Below are 17,079 nucleotides of genomic sequence, written 5' to 3' on the forward strand. Positions count from 1 at the left end.
TAACATGCCTGGATGGCGGTCTCTTTTCCGTTGTTGCGCTTAAGACGCGGTTAGTCGTTATTCGCATGCTGATGGATCACCACTCTTCATGACTGAACCACAGCTTGCGCCGGCGGCCGCTGGCCTGCTGTGAAACCGATCTCGCCATCGCGGCGCCGATTTCCGCGCTGGCGACGAGGCCCTGAACGAAAGGGCGGTCATGCATCAACCACGGCAGCGCGCCGAAGGCAATGCGGCCGCGAGCGCACGCCGGCGCCTGCAGGGTGTAATCATCACCGATATCCGGGATCTCATCACCGCAGGCGAGAAGTTGCTGGCGCAGCGTCGGGAAAGGGATGTCTTTACTCTTCAGCGCCTTTTGGCCTCTGGCGTCAATAAAGACGTCAAATTCGCTGCGTTGGTTGTGATGGTGAATGACCGTCCGTTGTGGTTGAACTTCCAGTTGATAATCGGCCCCGAGCGGCAAAATACTAATCACCCCGGCCTCACGCAGCGCCAGCAGGCGGCGAATCGATTCCGATGGAATGGCCGCGTAATTATCGATAAATACCCGGGCGAGCCCTGTTTTAAAGCGTTCGCGGTCGCGTTCGTTAAGATGCGGCGTAATCATCTCAATCACTTCATGCAATCGCAGAATGGTATACCGCCACGGCACGGTATGCTGTTGTTGTTTGTTGCGTTCCACTTCCTGCAAATTGGCTTGCGCCCAGGCAAAGGGATCGTGTCGTTTTCTGTCGATAAACCAGGCGTCGCTGAACGTATCCGCGGTGAGCTGGCGTAAGCCTATCTGCTTACACCAGTGCGGCGCGGCGAGTTCCAGCTCCCTGACGATAAGCTGGAATACGCGATCCAGCAATCCCTCACTACCCTCAGCGATGGCCGTTTCCAGCCTCTGATGGGTGACAATTTCCAGCGGTTCATAGGGGATAGGACAGTAGAAATCGGCCTCGGGCAGGATGCCGTTTCGTGACATCAGGGTGATATGGAGTTTATGACTCGCGTCATTAAGCCGAAAATGGACGCTCTCATCGGCGTCAGTCGTAAAATGGCCATGCTGAATGACGACGGCGACGGCAGCATCAATGCCGCTGAGTGAAGTCCCCATGATACCGACCCGGCAGGGGGCTATCTGCGCCTGCATCAAACCGCTCCAGGGGTTGGGATAATATTCGCGGGAAGAATCATCGTCCTGCGGCCAGAGATGACCGGTGGCGATAACGGCAAAATCCGCACGTTCCGCTGTGGGCGCGTGATTAATCCACAGTTTGACGCCATCCTGTTCCGCCTGGAGATCGGTAACCTCGCAGGATTCGCGCACGCTAACTTTGAAACCCGCTAACCTGGCTTTCTCCAACAGCGCCAGGAACCGATCGCGATAATAGTCGCCGAGGATCACGCGCGGTAAAAATTGCCGCTCATGTAAGGCCTCACGCTCAATGCCATACCGGCTGAGCCAGTTTTCGCTCTGATTTTGTAGCCACGTCAGATAGGTAATATAGATGGGGGGGATTTCGATACTGGCGATATTCGCCAGCATTTGCGCTGAGTTATGCTCATCGTTATAAGGCATGCCGACGCCAGCCTCTTCACCCTGCTCGTAGAGCACTATCTCCAGCGGCTCACCCCGTTCAACCAGGGAATGAAAAGTATAGATCCCGGTCGGCCCAACGCCGACAATCGCCACTTTCTTCATCGTTATCCTTCCTTTGGTGTGGTTCCCGAACTGAAAGATAAGTGTGGTAGAGAAAATGACGAAAGGTGGAGTTATTTAGGCAACGCGAGGAAAAGTGTGCGTTCCTGGGTGGTGGAGGCTTTGAATCCGTGGTGTAAATAGAATCGTTTCACGCTATCGGTCAGGGCATGGACCATCAGGGCACGAACGCCAACATTTTCGGCAACGCGATAACTGCGTAAGAGCGCATCATGGAGTAAATCAGCTCCCAGCCCCTGTCCGTGATACGCGCAGTCGATCGCCAGGCGGGCGAGAATGATGACCGGGATAGGATCGGGCATATTGCGCCGCAGGCCGCCAGTGGCTTCCGTGTGATTAACGCTGCCGGTTGCTAACGAATAAAACCCCACCACCTGATGGCTCTCTTCCTTGCAGACCACAAAGGTTCTCGCGGCGCCCTGAGCCTGGTTTTTCAATCCTCGCTGTTTCAGCCATTGATCGAGAACCGTTTCTCCACAACAAAATTCCGCGATCTGATGGTGTGAAGATAGCGGTGCAGGCGCGCTTATTTTTCCCATTGCGGTTTTCTCGCCAGCAATTTATCGAGAGCGGGGTTAGCTTCAACCGGCGCATCCAGCATGTCGATAAATTCGGCGTATTGCTCATCGCTTAAGTTAAACACCCGGCGGTCGAGAATGACGTTTTCTGCCGCCTGGCAGGCCATCTCAAGAATAAAGTCGGTCCGTGATTTGTGCAGAATTTCGGCAGCCGCATCAATCAGCGCCCGCTGGGACTCCTTCGCCCGGATGTTGAGTTGGATATCTGATTTCATCTTCTTTTCCCGTATAGCAATTGGTATACAGCTCATTGTAGAACAGGTGTATAGCAAATGCTATACATTCTGTCTGCACGGTCTATCAGGGGACATATACTTAATTTGAAACAAATTAGCATGCTAATTAACTTGCAGCCATACGATTATTGGGTGTATTTAACATATGGGTAACTTAAGAAACTTTACATTTACATATGCAGTTGGCCCTGCATGTTCTTTCGGCTAGCTGCTACATCTCCAGGCCGCTGTGCCAGGATAGGGATAACACGATGTTAGGCTGGACTTCACTACAGCGCAATGCCGCCATTGCCAGCTTCTTAAGCTGGACACTTGATGCCTTCGATTTTTTCCTCCTCGTCTTCTTACTGAGTGACATTGCCCAGACGTTTCATGTTGGGCTGGAAAAGGTCACGCTGGCGATACTACTGACGCTTGCCGTACGGCCTATCGGCGCGCTCATTTTTGGCCGGCTCGCCGAGAAATATGGCCGTAAGCCGATCCTGATGTTGAATATCATCTTCTTTTCGATTTTCGAGTTGCTGTCTGCTGCGGCGCCGTCATTAACGATTTTTCTGGTCTTAAGAGTGCTATATGGCGTGGCGATGGGCGGTATTTGGGGCGTGGCGTCGTCGCTGTCAATGGAAACCATTCCGGACCGTTCCCGTGGACTAATGTCGGGAATTTTCCAGGCCGGTTATCCGTTTGGCTATCTGATTGCCGCCGTCGCTTATGGGCTGCTATTTGAATTACTCGGCTGGCGCGGGATGTTTGTCATCGGCGCTGCGCCTATTTTGCTGCTGCCGTTTATCTGGTTCTGCGTGCAGGAGTCACCGGTATGGCTGGCGTCACGAGAGAGAAAGGAAAGCACGGCGCTGCTGCCGGTACTGAAAACGCACTGGAAACTATGCTGCTATCTGGTGGTACTGATGGCAGCGTTCAACTTCTTTTCCCACGGTACCCAGGACCTGTATCCGGTATTTTTAAAAGTGCAGCATGGCTTTGAGCCGAAAACGATCAGTATTATCGCGGTCACTTACAATATTGCATCGATCATCGGCGGGGTGCTGTTCGGTTCGCTTTCCGAGAAGATTGGTCGTAAAAAGGCCATTATAACCGCCTCGCTGCTGGCGCTACCGGTTATCCCGCTGTGGGCATTCGCTAGCGGTTCACTGATGTTGGGAATCGGCGCATTCCTGATGCAGTTCATGGTTCAGGGCGCCTGGGGCGTAGTGCCGACCTATCTGAATGAACTGGTTCCAGCGAATACCCGCGCGGTGCTGCCGGGCTTTGTGTATCAACTGGGTAATCTTATCGCTTCGGTTAATGCGACGTTACAGGCCACGATCGCGGAACATCATGGTCAAAACTATGGGCTGGCCATGGCAATCGTTGCCGGTACGGTGGCGATCATTATCGCGATCCTGACCTTCTTTGGTCATGAAAGCCGGGCGAAGAAGATAAGCGGGGCGGTTGAGCAAAACGCCATGCAGCATGTGAGTCGGTAATGCTCTGTGGCTGAAAGAAAACTGGCGCTTGAAGATCAAGTCGCCAGTTTTTTATTATGCGTGGTCTGGTTGCCAGGCCTGAATAGATTCAGTCATCGGCTTACAAAATCCCATGTTTCCTCCAGGAATAGCACTGTTATCGAGAGACATGATCATTTTGGCTGCATCGGGGCCGTCATTAAGTTGGCAGATAACTCCATAAGCAGAGGCTGGTTGAAAACCAAAGCGAGGGTAATAGTCAGGATGTCCCAGTACGGTCATGAGTTTCTCGCCAGCGTCGCGTGCGGCTTCGATAATCGCAATGACTAGGGCGCTGCCAATACCCACCCCTTGATATGCCGGATGTACCGACACTGGGGCTAACGTAACCGCCGGATGTAAACCCACACTGGCTCGCGTGCAAACGGCATGCCCCACGATTGTTCCTTGCTTATCTCTCGCAACCAGTGAAAGAGTCGGGATCCAGGCGGCGTCCTCTCTCAGCTTATTCACCAGCAATGCCTCTTCGGCTGAGCCAAAAGCCTCAATAATGACCTGTTGAACCAGGGGAATATCCTGGGGGCGTTCAATATCAATATTTATCATAATAAATTACCATGTGGTTGTAGATTGGCGGCCATGGCTCGATTGAACGTTCTGGAATGAGATTACTGGGGGAGACGTGGAGGCGAGACGCCATTCATGCTGTTTACAATCCGTAATCATCATGCACTAAAACGTACCAATACAAAGCGTTGGCATATATGTTTAAGCGCGGTGTAATCAGCTACCCCAGAATCGAAAGGGCATACCGATTATCAGATGATTACATTCTCCAGCATCAATACCTCTGTTACGATGAGTTATAAAACGCGCGAATGATAACACACCCCATCATTAACCACTACATGAGTATGGGATTGGGGGAGCGCTCTCTAACATATGAATATATCGCGGATAACCTCTGGCGACCCGCGATGACCGATAACGTGACTACTGGCGAGCCCAGTTAACTGGCGTTCAATTCATTTTCAACGGATTGTAACCCGGCAATCGCGCAGGCTTCGTCAAAATTTCCCCCCGGCGCGCCGCCGACGCCAACCGCGCCAATGACCTGGTTGCCCATCTTAACTGGCACTCCGCCAGCTAATAGCAGAAAATCGGGTATATCTCGCAGGTTCGCGGCTCCGGCGTTGGACTGAGAACCTTTCATGACATTGCTGGTGGCGTTTTTAGTGGTTAGCGCGGTGAATGCTTTCATGCGGCTGGCTTCGACGGTGTGTGGGCCGGCATTATCCATTCTCTTCATTAATAGCGGTGTACCGGAACGGTCGACCAGCGTGACGGCAACGTTATAGCCGTCTTTGGCGCAGGCCTGTAGCGTGCTTTGCGCGATTTTATCCGCGAGCTCCACTGACAAATTTTTCTGGCTGAGAACACCCGTTGCGGCGCTAGCGGTCGTGACCAGGCTGCCGAGCAGGATGGCGCTAAGAAGGATACGTTTCATAGTGATGCTCCGTCGTGTTGAGTGGCGATAGGCCAATACTAGGAGGGAAGGAGCATGAAGACTATTGCCGCGAATACTGAACGTACCAGGTATTTTTACTTAGGGCCACTGGCGACATCAGCGTAAATCTTCAACAATTTGGGCAGCGAGTTAACTTCAAGTTTGCTAAAAATATTGGCGCGATGCGCTTCGACGGTACGCGGCGATAGCGAGCATAAACGGGCGATTTCTTTACTGGAGTAGCCCTGGAGCAACTGCTGGAGCATTTCATGCTCACGGGCGGTAAGGGTGGCGAGTTTTTCCTGCAGCGGCAGTAATATTTGTTGTCGTTCAAGATGCGCTTTTTGCTGCGCCATCGCTTCGCCGACCACTTCGAATAACAGGTCGGCATCAATGGGTTTGGTTAAAAATTCAAATGCGCCATTTTTGAAGGCGCGACGACATAAATCAATATTACCGTGCCCGGTCATAATAATAACCGGCAAGGTTAGACCTAGCTGGCGCCACTCATCGAGCAGCGTCAGCCCGGTTTTCCCCGGCATGCGGATATCCAGCAGCATACAGCCGGTTAATTCGGCTAGATTCCCTGCCTGATGTTGAAAAGCGTGTGCGCTATCAAACGCCTGTGTCTGCCAGCCAACGGTTGAGAGCAGCAGACTTAATGAATCGCATATTGCCGCATCGTCATCAATTAACCAGATGTACTGCTCCATTACTTCTCCTCATTGCGCAGCGGAAACCATAACCGGAAGCAAGCGCCTTGTCCGGTGATATTGCTCGCTTCTATCTTGCCATTAAGACGCTGAACAAGGGTATCCGCAAGGGCCATGCCGAGTCCCACACCATCAGTACGGGTGGTATAAAACGGTATAAAAACCTGCTCCAGCGCTTCAGATGATAACCCTGGTCCGCCATCAGTAAGAGTTAAAGCGATACCGTTATTTACCCGCACGGCTTGCAGATGAATCCACGCACTACCTGGAACATTTATGCTTTGTGCCTGAATGGCATTGCTAACGATATTATGCAGTATTTGCTCTACCCACAGCGGCGGCGCAGGAAGTGCGGGTAGGTCCGACGGAAAATGGCTGGAGATACGAACTTTACCGGCGCGGATCTCATTATCCAGTAATTCGCACACGCGTAGCCACAGCGACGGAAGGTCCACCGGCTGATATTCGGCGCGCTTGCTGGTTAGCTTAAGACGAAACTGGCTGAGCAGGGCGTCAATGCGTTTTATCTGCAACACTGAGGCCTCAAGCAGTTCGGGGATCTTTACGGGATCGTTTTTTTTAATCAGGCGCACTGCCGCCTGGTTATAGCTCATAATGGCGGTTAAAGGTTGATTAAGCTCATGCACGATACCAGCGGCCAGCTCGCCCATGGTGTTAAGGCGAGTCAGTTCGCCATAGCGGGTGCGTAGATCGGCGATATCCCGTCGGCGTTTATTGGTTCGATACTGATTAACAAGATAGATAATCACCGCCCAGAACAGTGCCGGTGAAAGTATCAGCCACCACGGCAGTTGATGCCATTGCGGGTTATCACCTGCGCTAATGAGCAGAGGTTGTGTTGGGCTGGCGACAGTTTTCTCCCAGCGCCACCAGGTGTTGGTAGATGCGGTACCGTCCTCAAACAACGTGGTACCGTCCCAACGAATGGCAAGATGTTTGAATGTCTTTTTCTCATTGAGACTGTTAAGTAGGGTGTTCAAATCAATCAGCAGAGAGATGCCCGGAAGATTCAGCCAGTAGCGTGCGGGGCTTTGCGCGACGATGGGGCGTCGCGGCTCCAGGGAATCATAGCGCCGCCATTGCACGATCTGCGGCAGGATCTGCTGGACTTCGGCGGCATTTTGACCGGACGGAAGCAGGGGGATGATGGCATCGTGCTGCGACACCTTTACCGTGATTTCGCGATACAGGATGCGGAAGTCGGCGGAGCGCGCGTCATATTGCTGTTGAAGAAACCAGGCGCCAAGCCCCGTTGCGCTTAGCAGTGTAAGTGTGAGCCAGCAGAGGATTTTTATCATACTGTATTTTTTACATGATGTTTTAATTGCCAGCGCCAAATTCGATTATGCAAATAAAATGCTGAGGTTTTTACAAACATAGCACTGTTAACGAGTTTGATGCTGCCAGCGCTAAATAATACACCAACCAAAGCGCTTATAAGCAAGCCGGCATGCCCGCCAAATATGAATACCAAAGTGAATGCGTAAATAAGATTTCCCGCGGCTAGCGCGGCGGTCAGGAAAATTAGAACCAGATAAAACTTAAGCGCAGCCAGAAAACCTCGAGAGAACAGCGTCATCGACGGGAAGATCAGCAGACAGTAGAGTAAACCTGTGGGGATGATACCAGCAAAAACAGCATGCGCGGGCCAGGAAAACCATTGAAAGATGGCCCCCCAAAGCGTTAGCTGCGGCATAGCGAAACTTACCACGCTTAACAACGCGCTTGAGATAAAAGGCACACCTGCGGTATGCAAACCGACAGACGTTCCCATACGCTCCATCAAGTCCATTTTCGCGGACTCTAGCTGCTTAGGATCCCGCTCCTTTATTCTTTGCTCAACGATGGTACCCAGTTTGAGACTGTCATTAATATATTTCATTACGCCGTGCATTAGCGCCCTAATGGTTTATCTGATACGCATAGTACAACTTAGAGGTAGGCTTTAACAATTTTATTGTGCGGCGATAAAAAATGAAAACGTCGCCTGCCAGCGATTAAGTGTGACGCTGGCAGGCGTGAAGATGATAGTGCAAGGTTGAGAGTTAGTCTGGCGAATTATTTACTCAACAGTTCTTCATATTGCGCCTGGAATTGCGGGGCGTTCATTGCCCCATCAAAGAGGCTATAGGTGATATAACCTTTATTAAGCCAGCCGGAATCGGTATCGTTCTCTACTGTCTTTAACGATTCCGGATTGATGGTTTGTTTAGCGCGTCCATCAGGCAAAATATCATAACCAATCTGTGGGGTAGGGAACATCTCATTTTCGACATAGCGCACGCCTTTAATTTTTGATTTTGTCAGCGGCGGATAGTTAATGCTTAAGCCCGACCCTTTAGGCAATAAAGGTGTGCCAGAAACCTGTTTATGATTCAGCGTTTCAACAACATCAACCATATAATCCACCGCATCAGGCCAATATTTATGTGTACTTGGCCATTTATTCTTCATTTCATCTTCGGTAAAGATATACCCAATGCTGGCCGCAATCGCCGGGAAACCATAACGTACAGCCCTGGCTGCCGCACTTACCGTCCCTGAATTGACCTGAGCCATTCCTGTATTCGGGCCATCGTTGACGCCAGAGATAACCAGGTCCGGCGGATTATTAATGAGTAATCCCCGTAAGCCAAAATCAACCGCATCGGCGGGTGTTCCCGGGAAGCAGTAGCGTTTATCAGCAGCCTTCTTTACATCAAAGATTTTACCCGTTTTGAAGGTAATGGCTGAACCGATGCCGCTCTGATTGGTGGCTGGAGCAACCATCCACACATCAAAACCTTTTTGCGTGAGTTTTTCCTGAAGCGAAATACTGCCCGTGGATTCGCAACCATCGTCGTTGACAATCAAAATTTTTAGCGGTGCGGCGCTTGCGGTAAAAGCGAATGCAGAGATCAGCGCAGCGGCAATACATGACTTGTTCATCGTAACTCCTGTTATTCATGAGGGTAACTAAAATGCAAAAAAAAACCTAAGACCGCTCCTGCAACGAGTACAGAAACGGCCTTAGGTTTTGCCTGAAACAGTAACAATCCCAAGAGAGTTTAAAATACGTACTGCAGATATTAACGTCCAGATGGGAATACGGTTGATATGAGGAGGATCACAATTACATAAATCATCGCTATAGATTAGGTGCAATTCAAAAACATTAGTGATAGGGTCGACAGTAGCTGGATTGTTACTGTTTCAACAGGCAAAACCTACGTTTTCTTCTCCACCTCAATACCAGGGGGCTGAAGAGTACGTAGGTTTTTTTTTGGCTATGAAAAAGGATTCTTTAAAATGAAAAAATTATTTCTGGGTGTCTTAATGGCAGTTACTGCCATTACCAGTCCACTGCTGATGGCGAACACGAATGATAAAAATGACCAGCAGGAGGTCATCAATATTTATTTTGCGCGCCATGGTAAAACGCTGCTTAATTCGTTTGACCGCGTGCAAGGTTGGATTGATTCCCCATTGACGAAGGATGGGGTGCAGGTTGCTCAATATTTAGGTGAGGGACTCAAAGGGATAAAATTTGATCGTTTTTATTCCAGTGATGCGGGGCGGCAGCGCGAAACCATGGCAGTGATTCTTAAACAGGCTGGCGTAACGGATTATCATTTAACAGAAATGACAGGCCTGCGAGAGGCGTTTTTTGGTGGTTTTGAAGGCGGTTATAATGTCGATATGGCCAATGCAGGCGCACACACGCTAGGAATGACGGACAGCAAAGCGCTTTTTAAAGCGATGAAAGCAGGCACGCTCTCGGTAAAGGAAAGCCAGAACGCGCTGGCCAAATCCGATCCAAAACAGCTAGCGGAAAACTATGAGCAAGTAAAAGTACGGACACAAGCTGCGCTGGCAACTATTGTAGAAAATGCTCAAAAAGAGGGTGATAAAAATATTCTGGCCATTTCTTCAGGCACGGCGATTCAGATAATGATTTCCGATCTGACGGACGACCCGGCCAAAAATCTGCCATTGTCGAATGCTGCAGTGGTGAAAATCACGTATCACGATGGTAAATACAGCGTGCCAGAAATTGGCACCATGAAATACGTTGAAGCAGGCAAAAAATCACTAAATCACAAATAATCTTACAGTTTAGTTTTCCGCCATAAATAAGCTATGGCGGATCTTTTCTCAGGAAATAAAAATGTATAAGAACATAACTTCCGCGTTAATAGCGTGCGGGCTGGTTACGCCTGTATGGGCCGCTACAGACGCTATTTTTGATGATCCTTTTTTACTGACTCACAGCTCACAGCTCACTGTCTCTGCAAAGAATTACTGGAAATATCTTAAGGAGGAAAATGCCAATCCTAAACATGTACACAACGCCTGGGGGCAGGGATTTTCAGCAGAATACCAGTCTGGTTATTTTGCAGATATTATCGGCTTCGATGCATCGTATTATAGTGCGATAAAGTTGGGTGCCAGCGACTATTTCAACTCCCGCGGCGTGCTTTATAATAATGGTACAGGTAACAAAAAAAGCAACGCCGAAGGATATTCCAAGTTCGGCCAACGTAACGTGAAGCTTAACTACACGCTTTCTGGGGCTCAGTTAAACGCGCGCTGGGGATGGCAGATGCTGAAAAATTATGGCGTTATTTCAACGTCAAACCGGCTTTCTCCAACAACGTATTCCGGCGTAAGCAGTGCTGTAAGCTACGGCCCATTTACCATAAGAGGGGCGTGGCTTGAAAATTCCATGGACAGAAACTCACCAGATAAAAAGCGATTCCAGACCAATACCGGTGAATATATTAGCCATCTGGCAAGCGGAGAAATTCTTTGGAGAGGGAAAAATTTCGATGCACAGTATGCTTATGGTGAGAGTAAAAACTACCTGCAACGGCACCTGCTGTTTACGCAGTTTCGGGCGGATTCGCAACTAACGATTGGAACGCAAGTCTACGGCACCCACGCGATGGAAAGTTACCGCGCAATGCCTGCGAGCAAACGGGATTTTGACAATAACGCCTGGCATTTTGCGCTGGACGCGACCTGGAAAGGTGAACGCTGGAATAGCAAAATGGGCATTGGCTACACCAATGCTAAAAAAGCAGGTGAAGTCGGGTTTTATCCACGCCACATGAGTAAAAATTCCCGGGGAACGTTTATTTCTATGGCCTACGCTGGCGATGATTACATGCGGGATGGGGAACTGGTGCTGGCGAACATCACCGAATATCGATTAACGCCAGAATTAGCCGTTGGCCTGGCGGGAAACATCGGGCAATTTAACTATAAAGGGAATCACGTGCGCACCGGGGAAATCAATGCCTTTAGCCGTTGGGTTCCAACGCAGTCCATGTTTAAAAACTTCACCTTTTGGGCGATGTTCGGGCCGGGATGGTCATATAAGACGCAAGGTAAAACGCCAGTCCTTACGGACGGTCATTATACACGTACAAACACGCTGTCGTCGGAAGTGATCATGGAATATCGATTTAAGGTGTTCTGATCGCGATGACATGCCGCTCGAAAGCGATGGCGAACGGCGGTTAAGCCGCCATGTTGATAACGATGTTTTAAGCGCGGTCAGCAAAAGTTGTTGTCCGCGATTAATCTGATAACTGGAGATTACCGTTGGCCAGTAGCCATGGGAAAAAAGCGACATGTCAGAGTGAGGATATCATGAGGCTGGAAGTCAATCGAAACAGAAAGAACGACGATAGATGACTGTCAGTATGAGTCTGAATCAAGCGTAGGCCAGCAAAAAACAAAGCAAATCCACACGGCAAACGCCGTTATCGGACACAATTCACATTGGTGCGCATAATGTATATTATGTTAAATATAATCCACCATCCGTTTAGTTCATAATCATCAGCAGACCACGATTAATCATACACTTACCCTGCACTCCATCAGTTTTCAATATGGGTTGGCGTCGAACGGGACTTCATCAACTCTGTAATCTCTGAACCATAATAATCTGCATCCAGTCCATGGATGCAGATAAACAGCGACAAGCATTTTCGCTAGGCTATATCTTCTCTAAGGAGGTAACCTGTAATGGAATATTGCTCGACTAGAAAATCCAGAACCACCATTGACTGTGCTTTTAGGTTTGGTGTTCGTCTAACTTTGTCATGATTTTTGAATAGATATCTTCTCATATACCTTTCCAGGAAAAATAGTGTATTCCCTGATTTATCTTGGGATAAATCGATATCAAAGGTCTTTATTGAATGACTAATCCAATAAATCCCATCATCTAAAAAATCGCTTCCTATGCCACAAAGGAGTTTACCGATGCTATATATAAAAGATGATTCACCACCTATCTTACCGCTTAAATCACTAAAAAATGATCTATTCTCCGGTGAAAATGTATGCCATGTCTTTGCTTCATCCTTCCAGGGGACTCTTGCAAATAAAAAGGATTCGATTATGCGATCTTTATCATGTTTCCAACCTTGATTGCTTATTGAATCAATGATGTGGCCTTTAAATCTACGCCAAACATACCAAAATGAGTCCGGCATATTCAATGAGTCTTCAACGCTAACAAATTCATTTAATAAATCTGCCATACCTTCACTCAAAGTGAAATTAGCGGTAAAATACTCAAGGTATTTATCCTTCTCGCTATTCTCTAGATGAAGGATAAAGCGGGCATAGTGTTTTAAAAATTGAAATCTGAAAGTGTAATCAATCCGATCTTTTCTGTCTCGTGAAAGCAATTGTTGTGAAATTACCCCAATAATTTCCTCAGCAAATGGTACTGGTTTCTTGTGTTCGCCATCCACTAGTGCAAGCTGAAAAGCAGTTATTAATATATCATTATCTATGCTTCCAATATTATCTATTGCGGATTCCGTGATAGTTTCATCTTCAATACTCCTCACTACACTCTCTAATTCATTAGATAGTTCACGCTCAAAGTCATTGTCGTTAATTTTATATTTGTGCTGCTTATATGCTTCTTGTCTTAAACGCTCCCGAACATCTCTATATTTTTGTGATATTACTAAATAACCCAAATACAGCGATTTCATGAACTGAGGCTCTTTACTCCACAGGTGCTGAACTGCTTGAATGGCTACTGAACTTATCCTGTCCATCCCCATCACGGATACTGAATCATGCCTCATTAGCGCTTTGATTAATAGCTGCTTGATGGTTAGTCGTTCGTCCGGAAAATCTTCTATTAATCTTGGGAGTACAAATAACGCAGGCACAAGGCCATCGCCGATCTGGTGCATGTAATCATCATTATTAACGATGCTTGCATATTCAAAAATAACTTCCCTACAAAATTCTAGTTCGGTTTTTGCTAATTTTTCCTTAAAGTCCCGTAATAACACTGCACACACATACGATGGTGTGGCTCGACAAAACAGTAATTCCTCCTCCCCCATGTTACCTTCTGAAAGTTGCTTCCATATTTCTTTTGCCTCGCCCAAGGCAGTCAGTGGATCATTTTCATAGGATTCATATTTTTTGTAATTATCTCTATTATAGAGTCTGCTATCAGCCCAAATATTTAAACCGGAATATGTAAACGGTTTGTTCACTTCTCTCAGAGACGTTTCACTATATTCCTTAAGCTCTGAATCAATCTCAGGGTTGAAATCTATTGCTATGCCATTTTCTACTTCCTTCACTTCAGGTGACATTTTCCTTTTGTCCATACGGGCCAAATATAAACGCCATGTTTTATCTTGATGACTTTCTTGTGCTTTATCTGGTAAATCTGTGTAGTGAACATCAAGAATCTTCCAAATTTCCTGAAGCCTTTTCTCTGATTCTTCCTCGCTTACTTCCTCTGCTCTAAAAAACTGGTAGTGAAGCGCAATAGTTTCTAATGATAGTTTCCGATGTTTTTGGTCACAGGCACTTATCCTTTCATTTTCGTGAAGTTCATTTATCCGATTGATGCTAAATTTTTTTAGCGAAGTAAGCTGAGTTTTATGAGTTTGATCCAGAACCATTCGAGATGTGTCAAAGAAGAAAAACTCTTTTGTCCTGAATAGGATTTTAGCTACATTAAATGTTTTCTCATGAAACGCACATACAATGCTTGCGACAACTGCCACGAGTGCAGAAGACTCAGATCTAGTTAAAATATAGTTTAGATAATATTCAAGCGTTTGAGCCTTGGTGTTTTTTCCTCTATCAAGAAAGAAACGTTCTAATGACATTAATATTGATTCTAATAAATTAGGGTTTACCTGTGTACCTCGGTACATGCACCAAAGACGATTTGAAATAGGGAGGTAAATTTTCCTCCCATCCTCAAGAAACAGTTTCACTGTTTCAACCTGGCCCTTATCAAGGTTCGATTCTGAATATTTTTTTGAAGCATAATTTATTAGTTCAGTAATGAAGTTTAATGTTAATTCTAAATTGGTTTGAAGTAAAACGTATATAGGGGTTTGATAAGCACTGGCTGGATAATAGTCTTGACGTCTATTCTCAATACCAAATTCATGATCTATCTCTAATCTTGAACTATGGAAATAATCATCGCTTTCTGGTGATTCATACATCCACAGAAATTTGGAAAGAGCGATCACTTTTTCCGGAATTTCTATAGCAACATTAAAGCATTCCATTCTTGTTAAAATGAATTCACTCATTAAATGATATGGATCGTTATGTTCCTTCCAATTATTTATAATTATTTCATCAATGATAGCTTCCAGTTCTTTTTTAATTTCACCAACCCCATAAAGAATGGTGAGGATTAAATTCTTGGAAAAATCATTATCGCTATCACCAATATAGACATCATCTTCGATTGCTGATTTGTAAAACGATAATGCAATTATGCTGGAATGTTTAGTTGAATCTCCAGACTTGTTGTGACAGTTCCAGTCGTAGAGAACAGGTAATACAAAATTAAGATTATTAACACCTATTTTTTCGAGATTGTCATGAATGAACTTGATAAGCGATTTCCATCCGTTTCCTTTCGGCTTGGTTATTACATATTCCATTGATAAAATATCTGGCGCTCTCACACCAAGTCTATCAAAAAAGCTATTGTCTATCTCCTTGCATCCTATTCTTATCAACAAGCATATCCGTTTGAGAAGCCGCAAATCGTTTTCCAATAGTGAATCTTTATTAACGTTAAAAAAGTAATCGGAATAGTCGGATAGAAGCATGGAAACGAGAACTTCATCTTTCCACAAATTGGATATTTCATGAGATGACAAGGTTTCTACAATAAGATGGCTAACTTCTTCATTAGCTGCGCTAAGCTTTTCTGATAGCCACCGCCTGAAAACTCTTCTTATGGGCAAAGATTGTTGTATTCTATCAAAAAATAATTCTGCATTTTCTGAGGATAAAAAGTTGCTCTCGACGAATTTATCGAGCGCCCATTCTTCATAAATATCATGAGTAATAAAATATCCACGAGTGGACTCATAGCTAATTATTCCATCTGAAACTAACGATTTTTCTACTGTTTCATTTGAGTAGCTAGCGTCTGGAATGACGAAAAATCTTCCGGAATTAGCTCTTTCTTCGGCAAGATGTATAAAAAATTGTTCTCGTTGTGGTGACCGTTTTGAAATGACTCTTGGCCATAAAGACTCTTTGAATTCAAAGTAGCTTGCAACTTTGTTTTCCTGATAATGTCTCAAATACTCTCTGAGATAAAATGGAGTCAATATGAGCGCTTTGAGATTTTTATCATCAGGGATGACAAAATCATGTTTGTTAGCAAGCTCGAATAATGTATCTTCATTCAGATTTTCTAGATGTATTGATTTAAAACTAATTTTGTACACTTCATATAGTTGAAACATCAAATCATCCAAGTAGATGTTTCTCGTGGTGAACCACACTCTCCATCCGGCTTTAATTAAACTGGATAGGTACTCTTTAATAGGATTGGTATTCTCTAGAGCAATTAAGTGTTCCGCAGAATCGATGACAACTGTTTTATTATCAGCACCTTCATGTGCTTCAATAAAATCCTTTAAAAAAACACCTGGCAAAAACTCATTTAAGTTGCTAACGGAAAATTCCGTCGCCTTATGGACATAAAAGACCTCCCCCTGACCTTTATTCCCATAAAGCTTTTTTATTAGAGCCGTTTTTCCTGTGCCACCTTCTCCACTTATAATTAACGCGCCAGTATCTGACTTTTCAATTTCAGATATAATATTAGAGCGATTGATTGAAACATCTTTATCACCAAAGGTTATAGCAGTTTCAATATCGTCAAGAATTGAACGGGTATGAGATTCAAATGACGCCAAAAGTCTAAATAAATTATCAGAACGACTGAAGAAGTACGAAGTGATCCGGCTACAATCATCGACAACAAACGGCGATTCGAAAAAACTACAGCATCTCCATTCAATTTCTAAGTTATTTGCTTTTGCCTTCATTTCAACTTCTTTTTTTCCTTGTGGTTCCTTTCCCTTGTTTTGACCCCACTCTGAATTCGTATAAAAAATAATTTTATTTAAATCAGGGTAATCACGTTTCGCTTTTGTAATCGTTTCTAGTAATTCATTTTTGTGAGTGGATAATGCGGTTTCATAAAATTTAGCTTGCCAACCAACATTAACTCCATTTGAGGAAACTGGATTGGTTTCTATTGCCGATTGATTTTTATATCGAAAAATTCCAGTTTTCACTCGAAATTCATTGCAAAAAAGGAGATAACACATCCATTCAAAAGCGTCTTGTGGATTTGTTGAAAATTTTGCTTTAAATATATCCCAATCTGTCTTAATCAATTTTACTCTATCCTCTTTAAGTAATAACTGATATTGAAACGATATCATTTGCAATGACTATTGGAGGCTTTTGTAAAATAGTAAAGTCTCGCTTTGGTTCAAAATCAGCCCTTCTCTGCTTGACGCACTATAGTAAACTGA

Annotated in this window: 13 protein-coding genes; 3 read left to right on the plus strand and 10 right to left on the minus strand. The window is 45.7% G+C overall.

Annotated features, from left to right (window positions below):
- Nucleotides 1-76: 76 nt before the first annotated feature.
- From ABLV08_RS01245 to ABLV08_RS01255, 3 genes are all read right to left on the minus strand, one after another.
- Nucleotides 77-1,693 carry an FAD-NAD(P)-binding protein gene (locus ABLV08_RS01245; RefSeq protein ID WP_348855455.1) on the minus strand — a complete coding sequence of 539 codons (1,617 nt, stop codon included), beginning with the start codon at nucleotides 1,691-1,693 and terminating at the stop codon, nucleotides 77-79.
- 71 nt (nucleotides 1,694-1,764) lie between these two features.
- The gene (locus ABLV08_RS01250; protein ID WP_348855456.1) at nucleotides 1,765-2,250 is read right to left on the minus strand and encodes a GNAT family N-acetyltransferase; all 486 of its coding nucleotides are present in this window, start codon (nucleotides 2,248-2,250) and stop codon (nucleotides 1,765-1,767) included.
- Nucleotides 2,238-2,504: a DUF1778 domain-containing protein gene (locus ABLV08_RS01255; protein ID WP_015705366.1), complete on the minus strand. Its 267-nt coding sequence runs from the start codon at nucleotides 2,502-2,504 to the stop codon at nucleotides 2,238-2,240. The genes ABLV08_RS01250 and ABLV08_RS01255 overlap by 13 nt, the downstream gene beginning before the upstream one ends.
- 272 nt (nucleotides 2,505-2,776) lie before the next feature.
- Here ABLV08_RS01255 and ABLV08_RS01260 point away from each other — a divergent pair, with 272 nt between their 5' ends.
- Nucleotides 2,777-4,012 carry an MFS transporter gene (locus ABLV08_RS01260; protein ID WP_032711619.1) on the plus strand — a complete coding sequence of 412 codons (1,236 nt, stop codon included), beginning with the start codon at nucleotides 2,777-2,779 and terminating at the stop codon, nucleotides 4,010-4,012.
- A 54-nt stretch (nucleotides 4,013-4,066) separates the two neighbouring features.
- Here ABLV08_RS01260 and ABLV08_RS01265 read toward each other — a convergent pair whose 3' ends face one another.
- From ABLV08_RS01265 to surE, 6 genes are all read right to left on the minus strand, one after another.
- On the minus strand, nucleotides 4,067-4,597 hold the full coding sequence (locus ABLV08_RS01265) for an N-acetyltransferase (RefSeq protein ID WP_032714466.1): 531 nt from the start codon (nucleotides 4,595-4,597) through the stop codon (nucleotides 4,067-4,069).
- A 403-nt stretch (nucleotides 4,598-5,000) separates the two neighbouring features.
- Nucleotides 5,001-5,498 (minus strand): heme-binding protein, encoded by a 498-nt coding sequence (locus ABLV08_RS01270; protein WP_015366656.1) that lies wholly within the window; start codon nucleotides 5,496-5,498, stop codon nucleotides 5,001-5,003.
- A gap of 95 nt (nucleotides 5,499-5,593) precedes the next feature.
- Nucleotides 5,594-6,211 (minus strand): response regulator, encoded by a 618-nt coding sequence (locus ABLV08_RS01275; protein WP_032714468.1) that lies wholly within the window; start codon nucleotides 6,209-6,211, stop codon nucleotides 5,594-5,596.
- A complete protein-coding gene (locus ABLV08_RS01280; protein ID WP_032711623.1) occupies nucleotides 6,211-7,530 on the minus strand; it encodes an ATP-binding protein in 1,320 nt (439 codons plus the stop codon). The genes ABLV08_RS01275 and ABLV08_RS01280 overlap by 1 nt, the downstream gene beginning before the upstream one ends.
- Entirely contained in the window at nucleotides 7,527-8,114 is a 588-nt protein-coding gene (locus ABLV08_RS01285; protein ID WP_020078882.1) for a hypothetical protein, read from the minus strand. The genes ABLV08_RS01280 and ABLV08_RS01285 overlap by 4 nt, the downstream gene beginning before the upstream one ends.
- Nucleotides 8,115-8,290: 176 nt before the next feature.
- Nucleotides 8,291-9,160, minus strand: coding sequence for a 5'/3'-nucleotidase SurE (gene surE / locus ABLV08_RS01290; RefSeq protein WP_348855457.1), 870 nt, complete (start codon nucleotides 9,158-9,160; stop codon nucleotides 8,291-8,293).
- 360 nt (nucleotides 9,161-9,520) lie between these two features.
- Between surE and ABLV08_RS01295 the strand changes: the two genes are divergently transcribed.
- Both ABLV08_RS01295 and ABLV08_RS01300 read left to right on the plus strand, forming a co-directional pair.
- The gene (locus ABLV08_RS01295; protein ID WP_015705373.1) at nucleotides 9,521-10,318 is read left to right on the plus strand and encodes a histidine phosphatase family protein; all 798 of its coding nucleotides are present in this window, start codon (nucleotides 9,521-9,523) and stop codon (nucleotides 10,316-10,318) included.
- Between the two features lie 61 nt (nucleotides 10,319-10,379).
- Nucleotides 10,380-11,693: an OprD family outer membrane porin gene (locus ABLV08_RS01300; protein WP_348855458.1), complete on the plus strand. Its 1,314-nt coding sequence runs from the start codon at nucleotides 10,380-10,382 to the stop codon at nucleotides 11,691-11,693.
- 520 nt (nucleotides 11,694-12,213) lie between these two features.
- Here ABLV08_RS01300 and avs4 read toward each other — a convergent pair.
- A complete protein-coding gene (gene avs4, locus ABLV08_RS01305; RefSeq protein ID WP_348855459.1) occupies nucleotides 12,214-16,938 on the minus strand; it encodes an AVAST type 4 anti-phage nuclease Avs4 in 4,725 nt (1,574 codons plus the stop codon).
- Between the last annotated feature and the right edge of the window lie 141 nt (nucleotides 16,939-17,079).

This window comes from Klebsiella sp. CN_Kp088 (assembly GCF_040064335.1).
GTDB classification, from domain to species: domain Bacteria; phylum Pseudomonadota; class Gammaproteobacteria; order Enterobacterales; family Enterobacteriaceae; genus Klebsiella; species Klebsiella aerogenes.